We start from the raw sequence: 15014 nt of genomic DNA, 5'->3' as shown, positions 1-15014 counted from the left end.
TTCAGTCGCTGTGTTTGCGCAGTTTGGGGCTTTATGGATAGTTCTGGGATTGCTGGCAAGTGAACGTGAGTAGTTGTAGATATTTTAATTATGGGCATCAGTCGTGTGAATTCCGAAAAAAAAGCTCTATTGGATATGCGGGCAGAGGGGACGACCCTGGTGCTGCTGCTTTCTGGAGATTGGTTGCTACGTTTAGATCGCCCGATTTTTGATAGTGTCGAAGCTGCCTTAAATGAGAGTTCAATTTCTTCTTTGCAGCTTGAGGGAGCTCAGATCGGAGAGTGGGATACCGCGCTGTTATTATTTGTGCGTAAATGTCATAATGTGGTAATTGACCGTAAGCTTCGCTTCATTGCTTCAGATTTACCTGACGGTGTGCAGCAAATGGTCGACTTGTCTTTAGCTGTGCCAGAGGCAAAGGCAACGCCAGCAGAGGAGCAGTCGAACTGGTTTGCGCATATAGGGGAAAGCACGCTCGCGGCATTCGCTGGTTTTGGTCGTTATTGCGACTTTATTGGAAGACTGTGTCTCGATATCTTTTCGTTTCTTCGTGGTGGCTCGCAGCTGCGCAAACGTGATTTTCTCGCATTGCTCCAAGCCACTGGGTCGCAAGCGCTCGGTATTGTGAGCTTATTGAGCTTTTTGATGGGCTTGATCGTGGCCTTTGTCGGTGTGGTGCAGTTGCAAAAATTTGGTGCAGATATCTATGTTGCCGATTTGGTGGGGATTGCGATGACACGAGAATTGGCGGCCGTGATGCTTGGAGTGATTATGGCTGGTCGCACGGGGGCAGCGTTTGCCGCTCAGATTGGTAGTATGCGAGTCAATGAAGAGGTGGATGCGTTGACTTGCTTTGGCATTTCTCCAATGCAGTTCTTGGTGTTGCCGCGGGTATTTGCGTTGATTTTGATGATGCCATTGCTGTGTGTGTGTGCGGATGTGGTCTCGATTTTGGGCGGTATGGTCGTCGCTGTCGGCATTTCCGATGTAACTGTGATTCAGTATATGAATCAGATACAGAACGCGGTCGCTTTGAACGATTTTTGGGTCGGTATCTTTAAAAGTGTGGTTTTTGGCATCATCGTGGCGGTCGCAGGGTGCTATCGTGGTTTACACTGCGGTAAGGACGCGAGCGCTGTTGGTTTGGCCGCAACCTCGGCTGTGGTGACCGGTATCACGTGGCTAGTCATCGCAGATGCGATCTTCGCCGTCGCTTTTCAAATCATAGGCATATAGGATGGATCAACAAACTGATAAGATTACGGTGAAGAACCTGACCATGGCTTATGGTGAGTATGTCGTGATGAACGACTTGAATTTTTCTGTGCGCACGGGTGAGATTAAGGTGCTGATGGGCGGGAGTGGTTGTGGTAAGAGCACACTACTCAAGCATTTGATTGGCCTAGAGTCGGCATCTAAAGGAGACATTTACTACGGCGCCGAACGCTTTGATCCACAGTCGGCATCGATCGAGCGTATTCGGCGTCGTTTCGGTGTTTTGTTTCAAGCGGGGGCGCTGTGGAGCTCCATGACGGTGGCGCAGAACGTTGCGTTGCCGCTACAAGAATATACGACGCTCGGTGCCGCTGAGATTCGTGATGTTGTAGAGTTTAAATTATCATTAGTTGGTTTAGCAGGCTTCGGGCACCGTTATCCATCTGAGCTGAGTGGTGGTATGCAGAAGCGAGCAGGCTTGGCGCGTGCAATCGCCTTAGACCCTGAGATCTTGTTTTTTGATGAACCTTCTGCAGGCCTTGATCCCTTGAGTTCTCGGCGCTTGGATGATTTGATTTTACAGCTTCGAGATGCCTTAGGTGCCACGGTAATTATTGTGACGCATGAATTGGCAAGTATCTTTGCGATTGCTGATAGCGCTCTGTTTCTGGATGTAAAAACCAAGCGCGCGATCTGTGACGGTAACCCGCAGGACTTAATCAAGAACCCGAACACTCCGCAGGATGTTCAGGACTTTCTATTACGTAAGTCGGCACATTAATGCTATGTCGTTGATAAATTATAAAAAATGTAGAGGTTTTCATCGTGAGCCGTAAAACGAATCCAAAAATCATCGGAGTATTTGTCACTGCATCCATCGCTTTAATGGTGGTGCTGGTGCTCTTCTTTGGCTCCTTCTCGTTGTTTGGCCAGACGACACGCTATGTGCTGTTTTTCGATCAGTCAGTGAATGGGCTGAGTGTCGGCTCATCTGTGAAATATCGCGGTGTGCCTGTGGGGGCAGTTGAGCGTATCTTGATTCGAGTTGAGGGGCAGGCGGAGCATTCGACGTCGATCCCGGTGATTATTAGAATTGATCGTTCTCGTCTCACAAACGATTTGGGCACTTCAGTCGAAACCTTTGGGCCTAAGACGATTCATGGTATGATTGATCGCGGTCTCGTCGCCCAGTTGAACATTGAGAGCATGATTACCGGGCAGCTGTTTGTCGAATTCAGTATGCAGCGTGATGTGCGCAACATATTTGTTGAGCACCGGGATAATGATTACGGTATGGTTGAAATTCCGACATTGGGTTCATCGTTGCATGAACTCGGTAACGAACTCGGCACTGTCATCTCGGCACTGGCAGAATTTGATTACGAAGGCTTAGAAGCGAACCTAAACCACATGCTTGTGGAGCTGTCGCAGACGCTCGAAGGCTTGGATACTGCAGGTATGAGCAAGTCGTTTGTAAAGGCTGCGGATGGTGTGAACGCGTTGTTGGAGTCCGGTGAGCTTGAGGAGACTTTACTTGCTACGCGTTCAGCCCTTGCTCAGGTGGAGTCGACGCTCGAGAGCTATGATTTAGAGGAGGGACCTTTGGCAGAGGCGATCACGCAGTGGACGACTGCGTTTGAACAGACTCTGACTGGCTTTGACGAACTTGTCGCGGACGGTAGCGCTTTGTTGGAGCCTGATTCTTCCATGCGAGTTGAATTAGAGGGCGCCATTCGAGAACTGGGGCGTGCCGCTCAATCGATGCGTTTCTTGGTCGAGTATATCGAGCGTAATCCAAATGCACTGATAACAGGGCGAGAGTCCTCTAAATGATCTGACTATGTTACTACGACTCATTACATTACTGATTCTGGTCTGCCCAATTGTAGGGTGTGTTAATTTGAAGCCACGTGAAGATACTCGAAAGGAGTATACTTTAGGCCTGATCAACCTGCCTAGTGTTCAGCCTGATCAAGAGGTGGAGCGGGGCTATATCGCTCGCCCTTATTTTCCAGCTTATATGGAGGGCTATGGGTTAAAGGTTCGTTCTGCGGATGGTGAGCTCATTGAAGTCGAGGAAGCACGCTGGGCCGAACCTATCGACCTCGGTGTCGCGCGTTCGTTAAGTCACTATATCGAAGTGGCCAGCGGTGGTCTGAAAAGTGGCTTTTACCCATGGCCACAATCGAATTTCGAAGACAATGTGCTGCATCTGCGCTTTCATCAGTTGATCGCAACCGCAGAAGGCCGTATCCTGCTCTCTGCTAGCTGGGAACTAAAGCAAGAGGGACGAGAGTCACGTTCGGGCGTGTTTACTTTTACTGAAAGCACTTGGAATCAGGGAGATCCACAGTCTATGGTGACTGGGTTCAATGTCGCTTTAGAAGCCTTCGCGAATGAGATTTGGGCGTCACTGAAAAAAAGATAAAATTCTTTCAAAGGAATATTGACAAGAAGCCAATCTGGAAGAGCATATCGGCTCTTCTCTAGGGATGAGCGACACGCACATTCCTCTAGATGGTGGCTATAGCTCAGTTGGTTAGAGCATCGGCTTGTGGTGCCGAGGGTCGCGGGTTCGAATCCCGTTAGCCACCCCACTTTTAATCCCGAATTCTAGCGAGTTCGGGATTTTTTGTATCATGATCGTTTGATTCTTAGGAGCTTATGCTTGTTCGATATGCTGCCTCATTTGCTGGCAAAGTGAGGAGGGGCAATGCTTTGCGGGAGTGACTGTAATGCTAGAGGTGATCAAACCTAAGAGATCTGAGAGTTTTCTGTCTTTTTTTAGTCCTGTGAGCCCCTTTAGTTTATGAATCGAGGCGTGTATTGCCAATAGGTCTGTTCCTTGGAGTAAAAGCTCTAATTGTTCGATCTCCTGTATAAAAGACATGCGGCAGCGAAGTTCTAGCGCCGCAATTGCATTGGGGTCGTTATCGGCTAGATAGTTGAGTAGGCTATTGTCAATCGTTAGGGGTGCAGTAGACGTGACTTCAATGGTGTAGCCTAGCAGGTTTTCTAGCTTTTTGGGGCTGAGGGGTTTTTCAATGAAATGGTCGAAGCCGATTTCTAGGCAGGTTGCCTCCATTTTCGGGGTGGCGTGTGCACTGAGTGCGATGAACTTTGGCAGTATGTGGTTCGCAGTTGCTCGTATTGATTTTACGACTTCTATCCCGCTTAAAACAGGCATATGAATGTCCATGATCACGATGTCGTAATGGGTGCTCTGCAGCATTTTTAAGGCATGCGTGCCATCAGTTGCCTCGTGGACGATTGCCCCCATGCGTTTGAGCACTTGTTTGTTAATATGACGATGAAAGTTCATGTCGTCTGCTATCAGCACACTGGCTCCACGAATGGTGGTATCTTTTCTCGGTGGATTCATTTTTATGAGATCTTTGCTGAGGGTGTTATCAAAATAACAAGACAAATGGCTCGCGCGGTGGCTATCTCTATTCCATTTTTTAACATATGAAGGCATTAATCGTAGAGGACGAAGCATTGGTGCGCGAACTTTTAGCGAGTATTGTGAATCGTGAGTTTGAGTTCGACGATGTTAAAGAGGCAGGAGATGGGGAAGCCGCATGGGCTCTCTTTCAAAAAGAGAGTTTTGATTTTGTCGTGCTAGATTTGATGCTGCCGAAGCTGGATGGTTTAAGCCTCGCTCGGCGTATGCTTGAGGTGAAGCCTGATATCCGGATTTTAGTGATTTCTAGTGAGTGTGATGACTACACCCTGCGTGAAGTCACGCGCAGCGGAATCCTAGGCTTTGTTGATAAGCAAGAAATGTCGCTGGAGGTGCTATTTGCTGCATTCAATAACGTCTCGGTGGGTGATGTTTATTATTCAGAACACGCGCAGAAGATTATTACGGGCATGTGGGAGAATCCGGATGCATATTATAAAATATTGTCAGATAGAGAGTTTCAGGTGCTTCGCTTGATCGCACAAGGACACAGCAATGCGAGTGCTGGAGCGGCTTTGGATATCAGTGAATTCACCGTGCGTCGCCATAAGCATAATGCGATGAAAAAACTGAATCTCAGTGACGAGGCGAGCCTTGTGCGTTTTGCTTTGGCAAAAGGCGTGGTCAAATTCAAAGGCGGCCTCGACTGGACTGAAGTCACCCACCAGAAGCACTGATTGTTTTCTGTGGAGCGTATTTGGAGGCTCTCTGAAAAATCGTTGAGCCACCTTTAATTCAGCGCACATTTTCGAATTAGGTTACAAAAGCGGGTTACAAGGTTGTGTCGCAGTGATGAATCGGTGAGCCAGTGTTGAATACTTGAAAATTTCGTGTCGTATCTGCCGCAACCAACCTTGGAACATCGCATGCTCTCAGGTAAATGGCTTCAACCGCGCTACTAGAGCAGTATGACTTTAAGGTAAATAATCGTATTGCGTGTTGGGGCAAAACTGCTTTGTTCGTGCGATTCTCGCTCAAGCGGAATGATATGTGGGCGTAGCTCAGTTGGATAGAGCATCGGTTTTCTAAACCGACGGTCCTGGGTTCGAGCCCCAGCGCCCATACGTTCCGATGGGCTTGTGGCTCTAGTCGAGCAGACGCGGCATCTTGCCGCTTGTATCAGGATGCCCGCGGCTGGAGTATATTGCTTACGCCTTGGCCTTCCTTGCGAGTAGTAGGCGCTCAGCGAGATCGGTGATTACCCAATCTTCGGCGAAGAGGCCGTCTTGAAAGCGGCTGGTTACCATGTCGCGCCAAATGATGGGGCGCTTGGTCGCTGGAAATCCTAAAAGGGCTGCGTTCTGTATCCCACGCACTGTGCGTTGCCATGCGATGCGGTCTTCACCTTCCACTCAAATTTCAATCTCCACCTGCAGGTCAGTGAAGGTGCTGTTCAACCTAGATTCAGGAGTTAGAAGTTAGGAGTCAGAAGTTAGTCTTTGATTATGAAGCCTTTGTCGATTCTCCTATAGTCGCCCACCGAGCGCAGCGACACTTATTATGCCCTTGGGTGCAACCGAAGGGCGAAGCCATTTGGCGAGCGTCTAAGACGCCATAAAACACTGATGCTCAGCTTCTAACTCCTTCCTCCTGACTTGCTTCGCCATCTACGGCAGACCTCCGTCTAACTACTCTTTTAAGGTTCAATAGCTGTAGATATTTCCGGACGGTGTCATGCCCGCCAGTCACGTCGTTGCCTGTGACGTGTGCGAGATAGTCAGGACTGAAGAACGTTTCGATGGCGTCGTGGTTGCCGTCGATGAGATGTGCCTGGTTGGCTGCTATTATTTGGGAGGCAAAGGGGGAGGGCATCGTCGCAGGGATTGGCGTGAGTCTTTACCGCTTCAGCCTGTTCTAAACTCATTAATGTCGTAGATGAAATCTTGACCATCGCAGAGGTATAAGCGGTTTGCCTGGGAAATGTATTCGATGTGGTCGAGCGACGCGCCTGATGGGAGCACGTTGATGATGATACGGGAATCGATGAGTGAGAAGATTTGCGTCCGCTTTTCGGGTTTCTTTTCAAATCGTTTGTTGAGGTTCATCATGAAAACATAGCCGATTGCGCGGACGGTTGTCTCTGTGCATCGTTCGACTGTGCCGACGAAGTGGCGCCGCTGATCGCTTTCGAAATTGCGACGACTGGCAACAAATATGGTTTCACCTGATTCTAGTATCATTGAATTTATATCGAACGGTTTTCTGGAGAGCACAAATATAAAATTGTGACGATTTCAACGTGATCTCAATTTTGTAGGCTTGATATCGATGCCGCGGCACTTCTGAGGTCGATCTCCAACCATAGGCAGCGCTTTAGACTGATAATAGATTAGCAGTTTAAGTCACAGATTGGCATCAATACGTATTAACTGTCTCGGGGTAGATCTGCCCAGTCGCGCTGATTTTAAATAGGTAAACTTTGCCAGGTTCCACGCGTGTGTAGACCGCATTGCCAAAGACGGCTTGCACACCGTAATCACTGAGGCGGGTGGTGTCGTTGGCTAGATCCCATATAGCTTCCCAGAAGATGTCTCGGTTGTTGAGCTTCAGTGACTCGGTGATCGAGTAGTAGCGCTCGGGGGCGCTGCCAGCCATCTCGATTGCCTCGCCGTCGGCTGGTGTAGTGGTTTCACCGTAAATGCGGCGCCATAAATAGAGGGCGCGCTCAGAGCCGTCCTTTACATATTCGTTGGTGAATTTAACGATTAATGCATCGAAGTGGACGATGTCGCCTGTGATGGTGAAGAGCTGCTCGGAGACGACCGTTTTTGGATCACCAGCCGCGGTTTGCACAAAGCGCACGACACTCTGGAGCTCGCCTAGTTCATTTTTGGACTGCGACTGTAGGGTTGCATAGCCGATATTGTCCTCTTGAGTGAGGTTGCGGACTGCTTTATTCAGCTCGTGGTTTTCTGTGAGCAGTTCGTGGATGCTCGCAGTCGAGTGGTAGAACGTCATACCCAAAATGCCAGCCGTGACCAATGCGGCCAGCGCCATGAGTGTGCCGATTAATCTACCTTTACTGCTTTTCGCCATGTGGAAGACTTAACCACGAATGCGTATCAAGGTTCGATCCTTAATTTGAGGGTGTCACCGATTTACCTAGCTCTGTTGGAGTTTGGCTTCGAGCATCTTTAAGTAGTCCCAACTGAAGATACCGCTCTTGTGCCCGTCGCTGAACCATGGGCTGACGCCGTAGTTCCCTTTAAAGTCCCAGCCCTCAATGGTCACGCCGGGGAACGCCTTAGGACCATCGCCGCCGTATTGATTGCCGAAGATGTCTTTTTCGCCGATGTTTTGAGCACTCGGGGAGTGTTGGCGAAGGAATTCACTGGGAAAGAAGCTTTCGCTGCCGTCTTGCCAGATGATGCAGAGTTCACTGCCGATGAGTTGTATGTCGGTTGGTTTAGCCATGGTGAGGGAAGGTTTGACGAAGCGCGAGTCGCGCGAAGATGGTGAACCGTCTGCGGTTTGCCCCGATGGGGAGACTGAAGCCGGGTGCTCTTTGGGCAGCTGAAGGGACAAGGTCGAATCGTTGAAGCTAGACGCCTGCGACGATCCAGCAATCACCTAGCGGTAAAAGCCCGCGCTTTGTAGCTTTTCCATCAAAGTAATCGCAGGTCCAGCACGGTTGAGAATGTAGAGGTGGATACCCGGGGCACCTTTCTCTAGTAGTTCGCGAGCCTGTTGATAGCTCCATTCGATGCCGACTGCCTCGACTGCGGCCTTGTCGTCGCCTGCGGCGATGAGTTGCTCGTTGAGTGCGGCGGGGATCGAGGTGCCACACATATCGCAGAAGCGTAATGCTTGCTTGTGCGATGCGACCGACATGAGGCCGGGCATGATCGGAACAGTGATACCTGCGCGGCGGCAGTTTTCAACAAAAGTGAAGTAGGCTTCGTTATCGAAGAATAGCTGCGTGGTGATGAAGGTCGCGCCTGCGTCGACTTTGCGCTTTAAGTTGAGGAGGTCGAGTTCTGGAGACGGTGCTTCGGGGTGCTTCTCGGGGTAGCCTGCTACGCCGAGGTCGCACTCTGGGTAGACTTCGCGGATGAGCTGCACGAGTTCGTTCGCATAACTGAGGCCGTCTGGGTGCGGTGTGAAGTCTGTTTCTCCCTTTGGCGGATCGCCGCGCAGCGCCATGATTTGCTTGAGGCCTGCGGCTTTGAATTCGGCAATGGTTTGCTTTAATTCATCGCGCGAGTGCCCGACGCAAGTGAGGTGGGGCATGACGGCGTAGCCGTAGTCTTCGTGCAGTTTACGCGCGTAGTTGAGGGTGCGACTGCGTGTGCTGCCGCCGGCTCCGTAGGTGATCGAGACGAAGTCTGGGTTATATGTCTGCAGGCGCTCCGCTGTGCTGAGTAGTTGCTGTGCAGCATCATCCGATTTCGGCGGAAAGAATTCGACAGAAAAGAGCGGATCGTTGATTTCGAGACGTTGTTTGATGGAAAGTGATTTCATTTAAACGAATCAACATATAATGATATGATGATATGTAAAGTGGAATGTGTGGTCAAAGTGGATTTCTAGCGGGGAGATTTCGAATGTTTGGTTACATACGAATGGTATCGCTCACAGTCAATGAATCAGGCTGGACGTGGATGCGACGATTTTTATCGTGTGGTCATGTTAAATAGGAAACACCGAGGGTCGTTTGCACTCTGCTTTGCAGGGTGTTTGTCTGCTTTTACGGCAAGTGTCGAGGCAGAGGTCGAAGTCGCCGCCAACGAAGTGAAACCGCTGATTACTTGGCTACTTGAAGATGAAGGACGCTTGGACGATGTGCCGTTTTCGGACGTAGTTTCAGCAGTCTCTGGCTGCCAGGTGTTGCCAGTAGACTCGAGGGATCCTGTGGATGCTTGGATGGCGGATGCGTTAGCAACTGCATTAAATGACTGTATGGCAGAGCTGAATGTAGCATCGCACCCAATACACAAAGTGGGGCGGGTGAATGAGATCAGTCGCTATGTGGAAGACAGTCTTTTGAAATTGCTCAATGCTAAGGAGGAACTGCTCTGTGAGATTCCAGTCAATGCTTCCGGCGGACGTCAGCGCTCTGGCTATCCGGATTTGCGTCTACTGCATCGGGAGAGTGGACGCGTCTTTTATATTGATCCTAAGATTTATAAACTTGGTAGTGAGCAAAGTAGTTTTCGCACTTTTTATTTCGAACCGAAGAAAGCGACCAATAAAATATTAGACGATGCGAGTCATCTGATTGTTGGGGTTGCGCATGGCGGCAAAGTGGATGGCCAGTGGCAGTTGAAGCATTGGAAGATGGTGGATTTAATTGATTTTAACGTGCGGCTTAAAGCTGAGTTTCAAGCAAGTAACCGTGATTTATATCAGCCGACCGCGATTATTCGTAAGAGCAATGATCCGGTGGATTAGTTGATGCTCAATGGCAAAGGTCGTTGGCTTCTTTTAGGTAGCCATCCGCTTGCAGGGAGGGTGGTAACTGTCGATTCGGCCGAGCGCCTAAAGGAACTCGGCTACGTTCTCTCTCATCAATATGGTGACATGTTTGGCAGGCTTTGTTGACTTGTCTTATGGTCAAAAGGTGTAGGGTGGCAGGTGTTATGAGGAATTAAAGAAGAATAAGTATTGAATTTGATTGTAAGCTCGGCCTAAAGGTCTTTCAGTAATCTAATATTAACCCCGTATTTCTGATAACGCACTAAACGATCCTAACTATCGTGGACAAACCAACTATTTTAAAGATTGCTGCACTCTCTTGCTTCATGATCGCGTTAATCATGGCGGGGTATGTCACCAAAGAATCGAAAGCGCTTTCTTATCTTTCTAAAGATCCTAAGGCATGTATTAATTGCCACGTCATGAATACGCAGTATGCGACGTGGCAGCATAGTTCCCATAATATGGTTACTTGTGTGGAGTGTCATTTGCCCACTGACAGTTTTGTGGATAAATACATAGCCAAGGCGCATGACGGCTGGAATCACTCTGTGGCGTTTACCTTGGATACGTATGATAATGCCATACAGATCAGTGACCACGCAGCTGTCCGCGTGCAGAAGAACTGTATCTCTTGTCACAGTAACCTCGTTAGCACGCTGATCTCAAACAGTGAGACCAACCACATCATTGAACACAGCACTGCAGCCTCTGAGCGAAGGTGCTGGGACTGCCACACAAGTGTGCCTCACGGTAAGGTGCGTGGACTAACCACCACATCTGATAATTTAGGCGTTAAAGAAGTCAAATAGTAGGAACCCCGTTATGAAAATATATAAAATTTTATTAATCTCCTCAGTGATTGCGATCGTTGGAGCCATGCTGCTCGCCAGTAGTGTGACCAAAAGAGAGCAGGAGCGTAAGGAGATTGCGACAGCACCTTACATTTCTGACACGATTGAGTCGAACAGTAGTGAATGGGCGAGATACTACCCGAGGCAATATAGCTCTTGGAAGCAGACAAAGCACAGCAAAGGCATCGTTGATATGTTGGCGATGAAGCCCCAGTTGCCGATCCTTTGGGCGGGCTATGGTTTTGCTAAGGACTACAACGCTCCCAGAGGCCATTACTACGCGGTGCAGGATAATATAAATACCTTGCGCACCGGGGCACCCGAAGATGAGAAAACGGGCCCGATGCCTACGGCATGCTGGACGTGTAAGTCTCCGGACGTTCCGCGTCTTATCGACGAAGAAGGTGAGAATGAATATTTCACCGGTAAGTGGGCGAAATATGGAGACGAGGTTTCGAACTCCATTGGTTGTGCGGATTGTCACAGTAGCCAGGATGGACAACTTGAGATCAACCGACCTTATCTTGACAGAGGGCTTGAGTCCGCTGGGTTGCCTACCTTCGCAGAGTCCAGTCACCAGGTGAAACGCTCATTGGTGTGTGCTCAATGTCACTCAGAGTATTACTTCAAGCCTACTGAATGGACGAATGATGAGGGTGAAACTCAAACCGCGAAAGTGGTTACATTTCCATGGTCTGAAGGCCTCACTGCAGAACGGATGGAGAAATACTACAATGATCGTAACTTCAAGGACTGGACGCATAAAATATCAAGGACTCCCATGTTGAAGGCACAGCATCCTGGCTATGAAATTTTTCAGACGGGCATCCACGGGCAAAAAGGGGTGTCTTGTGCCGACTGTCACATGCCTTATACACAAGAAGGCTCTGTAAAGTTCTCTGATCACAATGTCGGTTCGCCTTTAGAGAGCATGGATAGAAGTTGCATGCAGTGTCACCGCGAAAGTGAAGGGAAACTCCGTGGTATCGTTGCTCAGAAACTTGGGCGCAAAGAGTTTCTCATGGAGATTGCGATGGACAATCTAGCAAAAGCCCACCTTGAAGCCGGTAAGGCATGGGAGGTCGGTGCGACAGAAACGGAGATGAAGCCAATTCTCGATGACATCCGCTCGTCTCAGTGGAAGTGGGATTACTCGATCGCCAGCCATGGTTCATTCTTCCACGCACCAGAAGAGACACTTCGTCTGCTTGCCTCTGCGAATGAGACCGCACAACAAGCACGTTTGAAGCTTGTTCGAGTGCTCGCTGCTCATGATGCCATTGATTACAGCGCGCCAGATTTCTCTACAAAGGAGCAGGCCCAAGAAATTGCTGGTGTGCCTCTTGAGGACTTGGTTGAGGCAAAATTGAAGTTTAAGGCAACGCTCGAACAAGAGTGGATTAAGCAAGCAATTGAAGCAGGTCACTTGGATGAAGAAGCGCGTAAGGACGTCGATCTCAATTCTTCATACTTCAGCAAGTAGACAGTTTACTTGTCTGATTGCTGGCAGAAGTGCCAACAACGGAATCGTAGAGATTTAATACAATAAGCGAGAATGGTAAGATTTCCATTCTCGCTTATTTGCGTAGAGATGGCTTCTACTCGGCTCAATACCATGAAAAAATTCCTCAGCTCCAATACTTTGTTCGTGTTTACCTTTCTAGCACTTGCTCTGGGGGCAGCCGTTGCCACGTTCGTTGAAAATGATTATGGAACTCAAGTCGCCAGGCTTCACATCTATGATGCGCTTTGGTATGAAGTGCTACTAACGCTTGCGGCGATTAACCTGCTAGCCGTCATGTTTAGAACTAAGCTCTATAAAAGCCTGAGCAAAGGGCTTTTACATATGTCGCTGATTGTTATCCTGATTGGCGCTGGAGTGACGCGTTACGGCGGAGAAGAGGGTCGAATGCATATACGTGAAGGTGAATCATCGAGCCAGTTTACTGCACTCGAAGATGGATCTACTAAAGAGCTTCCTTTTGCAATCACGCTACAGAAATTTGAAATGGAAAGGTATCCGGGAAGTCAGTCGCCTTCAGCCTTTTCGAGTGATGTGACAGTCAAAGATAGCCTAGAGAGTATTGAATTGGATTATCGTATCTACATGAATCATACCTTGGATTATCGGGGATATCGTTTTTTTCAAACCTCCTATGACACCGATGAGAAGGGCACGATTCTGACAGTCAATAGAGACCCGGGGAAGTTGTGCACCTACACGGGCTATTTCCTTCTGTTCATTGGTTTAATACTCAATCCGCTCAATCGAGGGTCAAGGTTGCGAATATTGCTGGCTCGAATTAATAAGCACACGCTTTTCCTAGTCACTTTATTACTTTCGATTGCATCTCATCAGCTAGAGGCAGGTGAATACGAAGATAACTACTTTGAGACATTCAAGGCGGAGTCATTCGATGTGAGCAATGATTTCTCAAGATTGGTCGTGCAATCTAGGATGGGGCGTATGAAGCCCATGGATACGCTCAGCAGAGAGATCGTGCGCAAGCTCAGTGGCAAAGAAAGCCTAGATGGGATGACGCACAATCAAGTTGTTTTGGGAATGTTCTTCCGTGAAGACATCTGGAAGAAGGTGCCGATGATCAAAGTCAAAACGCCTAAGCTGCGAAAGATGATTGGCACGAACGCTGAATATCGAGCCAGCTTTAACCAGTTCTTTGAGGGGCACCGTTATCTTTTGAAGGAGGAGGTGGAGCGTGCGCATGCATTAAAACCCTCTCAAAGAGGCACCTTTGAGAATGATCTGATCAAGGTCGATGAGCGTCTCAATATCGCCTTTATGGTTTACACGGGTGCCTTGTTTAAGGTGTTCCCTGTCATTGATGATCCGAATAATCAATGGGTCGATTTCAAATCCATTTGGACGCTCTCCGAGAACAACGCAGAGGTGACAATCCAACGAACGATTAAAGAGTTTATGGATCAAGGCTTTGCTCAGAACTATGCAGCACTCGACGTCTTGGTAGAAGAGATAGACCAATACCAGCGACAATACGGAAACGCAGTGATCCCGAGCAGGCGAGTGGTGGATCATGAGATCCGATACAATGGATTGAAGCTCTTCCCGCGCCTGAGTATCGCTTACCTGTTGGCAGGCATTGCTTTGCTCGGTTTAGGTTTTTGGGTTTTATTTCATCCTGTCCGCTTCAGCAAGTGGCATCTGTTTGTGGTTTTTATTCCTCTCGTGGCAATCGTCGGGGTGCATACCTTCGCTTTAGTCGCACGGTGGTATATCGGTGGTCGAGCGCCCCTCAGCAATACTTATGAAACCATGATGTATATTGCCTTCAGTGCGAGTCTAGGCGGACTGTTGTTCTTTCGGAAGCAGGTCTTCCCGATGGGAGCTGCCTTTATTATGGCAGGTTTGTTCATGTTTGCTGGGCACCTCGGAAGTATTGACCCAGAGATTACAAATCTTGTCCCAGTGCTGAAATCGTTCTGGCTCACGGTGCACGTATCCGTAATCACTGCTAGCTATGGCTTCCTTGGCATCGGTGCACTTCTAGGAGGCATGACACTCGTGCTATTCGTTTTGAACAAACGAAACAGGCTGGAGCTGGAAATCAGTAAGTTAACCGATACCAATGAAGCGACATTGATCATTGGTTTAACGCTTTTGATTATTGGAAACTTCCTGGGTGGCATCTGGGCCAATGAATCCTGGGGTAGATATTGGGGTTGGGACCCGAAAGAAACGTGGGCTTACATTTCCATCCTTATTTATACCTTGGTGACGCACTTTAGACTGATGACAGCGGTGTATTCTAAATACCTCTTCGCCTGCTTCAGTCTGACTGCCTACGGCACTATTTTGATGACTTATTATGGGGTGAACTATTATCTCTCAGGTATGCACTCCTACGCGACAGGAGATCCCGTTCCAATCCCTGTATGGGTGTATGTCACTGTTGCGGCTGTTGTCTTGCTGATCCTTGGTTCTTACAGATTCAGAGATCAACGCAGTGGTAACATAAGGTAAGGGGCTTTGCTTTGCGAAGACCGCGCAAAGGCTTAAAAACATGGAGTTCGAGACGCCTCCTGCCTTC

At 48.8% G+C, this 15014-nt stretch carries 15 protein-coding genes and 2 tRNA genes; 11 read left to right on the top strand and 6 right to left on the bottom strand.

Annotated elements, in window-relative coordinates:
* Nucleotides 1-105 precede the first annotated feature (105 nt).
* The 5 genes from GZZ87_RS14315 (at nucleotide 106) to GZZ87_RS14295 (ending at nucleotide 3812) form a co-directional block, all read left to right on the top strand.
* A complete protein-coding gene (locus GZZ87_RS14315; RefSeq protein WP_244651321.1) occupies nucleotides 106-1236 on the top strand; it encodes an ABC transporter permease in 1131 nt (376 codons plus the stop codon).
* Nucleotide 1237: 1 nt separating this feature from the next.
* A complete protein-coding gene (locus GZZ87_RS14310) occupies nucleotides 1238-1996 on the top strand; it encodes an ATP-binding cassette domain-containing protein (RefSeq protein ID WP_162026496.1) in 759 nt (252 codons plus the stop codon).
* Nucleotides 1997-2040: 44 nt separating this feature from the next.
* Entirely contained in the window at nucleotides 2041-3048 is a 1008-nt protein-coding gene (locus GZZ87_RS14305) for an MlaD family protein (protein WP_162026495.1), read from the top strand.
* Nucleotides 3049-3055: 7 nt separating this feature from the next.
* Nucleotides 3056-3643 (top strand): ABC-type transport auxiliary lipoprotein family protein, encoded by a 588-nt coding sequence (locus tag GZZ87_RS14300; protein WP_162026494.1) that lies wholly within the window; start codon nucleotides 3056-3058, stop codon nucleotides 3641-3643.
* A 92-nt stretch (nucleotides 3644-3735) separates the two neighbouring features.
* A tRNA-His gene (locus GZZ87_RS14295) sits at nucleotides 3736-3812 on the top strand.
* A gap of 65 nt (nucleotides 3813-3877) precedes the next feature.
* Here the strand turns inward: GZZ87_RS14295 and GZZ87_RS14290 are convergent.
* A complete protein-coding gene (locus GZZ87_RS14290; RefSeq protein ID WP_162026493.1) occupies nucleotides 3878-4597 on the bottom strand; it encodes a response regulator in 720 nt (239 codons plus the stop codon).
* Between the two features lie 86 nt (nucleotides 4598-4683).
* On the opposite strand from GZZ87_RS14290, the gene GZZ87_RS14285 reads away from it, so the two are divergent.
* Together GZZ87_RS14285 and GZZ87_RS14280 are read left to right on the top strand one after the other, a co-directional pair.
* On the top strand, nucleotides 4684-5355 hold the full coding sequence (locus tag GZZ87_RS14285; protein WP_162026492.1) for a response regulator transcription factor: 672 nt from the start codon (nucleotides 4684-4686) through the stop codon (nucleotides 5353-5355).
* A 313-nt stretch (nucleotides 5356-5668) separates the two neighbouring features.
* Nucleotides 5669-5742: transfer RNA gene (locus GZZ87_RS14280), tRNA-Arg, on the top strand.
* An 84-nt stretch (nucleotides 5743-5826) separates the two neighbouring features.
* On the opposite strand, the gene GZZ87_RS14275 is transcribed toward GZZ87_RS14280, so the two are convergent.
* The 5 genes from GZZ87_RS14275 to metF all read right to left on the bottom strand — a co-directional run bounded on the left by GZZ87_RS14275 (nucleotide 5827) and on the right by metF (nucleotide 9139).
* Complete coding sequence (locus tag GZZ87_RS14275) at nucleotides 5827-6030, bottom strand: ester cyclase (RefSeq protein ID WP_162026491.1); 204 nt, start codon at nucleotides 6028-6030, stop codon at nucleotides 5827-5829.
* A 492-nt stretch (nucleotides 6031-6522) separates the two neighbouring features.
* Nucleotides 6523-6858 (bottom strand): hypothetical protein, encoded by a 336-nt coding sequence (locus GZZ87_RS14270; RefSeq protein WP_162026490.1) that lies wholly within the window; start codon nucleotides 6856-6858, stop codon nucleotides 6523-6525.
* Between the two features lie 175 nt (nucleotides 6859-7033).
* On the bottom strand, nucleotides 7034-7714 hold the full coding sequence (locus GZZ87_RS14265; RefSeq protein ID WP_162026489.1) for a hypothetical protein: 681 nt from the start codon (nucleotides 7712-7714) through the stop codon (nucleotides 7034-7036).
* A 66-nt stretch (nucleotides 7715-7780) separates the two neighbouring features.
* Nucleotides 7781-8092, bottom strand: coding sequence for a DUF971 domain-containing protein (locus GZZ87_RS14260; protein WP_162026488.1), 312 nt, complete (start codon nucleotides 8090-8092; stop codon nucleotides 7781-7783).
* A gap of 156 nt (nucleotides 8093-8248) precedes the next feature.
* Complete coding sequence (gene metF / locus GZZ87_RS14255; protein ID WP_162026487.1) at nucleotides 8249-9139, bottom strand: methylenetetrahydrofolate reductase [NAD(P)H]; 891 nt, start codon at nucleotides 9137-9139, stop codon at nucleotides 8249-8251.
* A 165-nt stretch (nucleotides 9140-9304) separates the two neighbouring features.
* Between metF and GZZ87_RS14250 the strand changes: the two genes are divergently transcribed.
* From GZZ87_RS14250 to ccsA, 4 genes are all read left to right on the top strand, one after another.
* A complete protein-coding gene (locus GZZ87_RS14250; RefSeq protein ID WP_162026486.1) occupies nucleotides 9305-10069 on the top strand; it encodes a hypothetical protein in 765 nt (254 codons plus the stop codon).
* Nucleotides 10070-10374: 305 nt separating this feature from the next.
* Nucleotides 10375-10905, top strand: coding sequence for a cytochrome c nitrite reductase small subunit (gene nrfH, locus GZZ87_RS14245; protein WP_348534066.1), 531 nt, complete (start codon nucleotides 10375-10377; stop codon nucleotides 10903-10905).
* A gap of 13 nt (nucleotides 10906-10918) precedes the next feature.
* Nucleotides 10919-12430 (top strand): ammonia-forming cytochrome c nitrite reductase, encoded by a 1512-nt coding sequence (gene nrfA, locus GZZ87_RS14240; RefSeq protein ID WP_162026485.1) that lies wholly within the window; start codon nucleotides 10919-10921, stop codon nucleotides 12428-12430.
* A 132-nt stretch (nucleotides 12431-12562) separates the two neighbouring features.
* A complete protein-coding gene (gene ccsA / locus GZZ87_RS14235; protein WP_162026484.1) occupies nucleotides 12563-14947 on the top strand; it encodes a cytochrome c biogenesis protein CcsA in 2385 nt (794 codons plus the stop codon).
* Nucleotides 14948-15014: the final 67 nt, after the last annotated feature.

Origin of the sequence: Lentimonas sp. CC4, assembly GCF_902728235.1 — a bacterium.
Classification (GTDB): Bacteria; Verrucomicrobiota; Verrucomicrobiia; order Opitutales; family Coraliomargaritaceae; genus Lentimonas.
The sequence above is the reverse complement of the archived record's forward strand: the minus strand, read 5'-3'. Positions and strand labels throughout refer to the sequence as shown.

Coding starts and splice junctions, on each gene's coding strand:
- GZZ87_RS14285 (WP_162026492.1), top strand. CDS start 4,684: ATGAAGGCATTAATCGTAGAGGACGAAGCATTGGTGCGCGAACTTTTA.
- GZZ87_RS14250 (WP_162026486.1), top strand. CDS start 9,305: ATGTTAAATAGGAAACACCGAGGGTCGTTTGCACTCTGCTTTGCAGGG.
- GZZ87_RS14265 (WP_162026489.1), bottom strand. CDS start 7,714: ATGGCGAAAAGCAGTAAAGGTAGATTAATCGGCACACTCATGGCGCTG.
- GZZ87_RS14260 (WP_162026488.1), bottom strand. CDS start 8,092: ATGGCTAAACCAACCGACATACAACTCATCGGCAGTGAACTCTGCATC.
- metF (WP_162026487.1), bottom strand. CDS start 9,139: ATGAAATCACTTTCCATCAAACAACGTCTCGAAATCAACGATCCGCTC.
- GZZ87_RS14270 (WP_162026490.1), bottom strand. CDS start 6,858: ATGATACTAGAATCAGGTGAAACCATATTTGTTGCCAGTCGTCGCAAT.
- nrfA (WP_162026485.1), top strand. CDS start 10,919: ATGAAAATATATAAAATTTTATTAATCTCCTCAGTGATTGCGATCGTT.
- GZZ87_RS14300 (WP_162026494.1), top strand. CDS start 3,056: ATGTTACTACGACTCATTACATTACTGATTCTGGTCTGCCCAATTGTA.
- GZZ87_RS14310 (WP_162026496.1), top strand. CDS start 1,238: ATGGATCAACAAACTGATAAGATTACGGTGAAGAACCTGACCATGGCT.
- GZZ87_RS14290 (WP_162026493.1), bottom strand. CDS start 4,597: ATGAATCCACCGAGAAAAGATACCACCATTCGTGGAGCCAGTGTGCTG.
- ccsA (WP_162026484.1), top strand. CDS start 12,563: ATGAAAAAATTCCTCAGCTCCAATACTTTGTTCGTGTTTACCTTTCTA.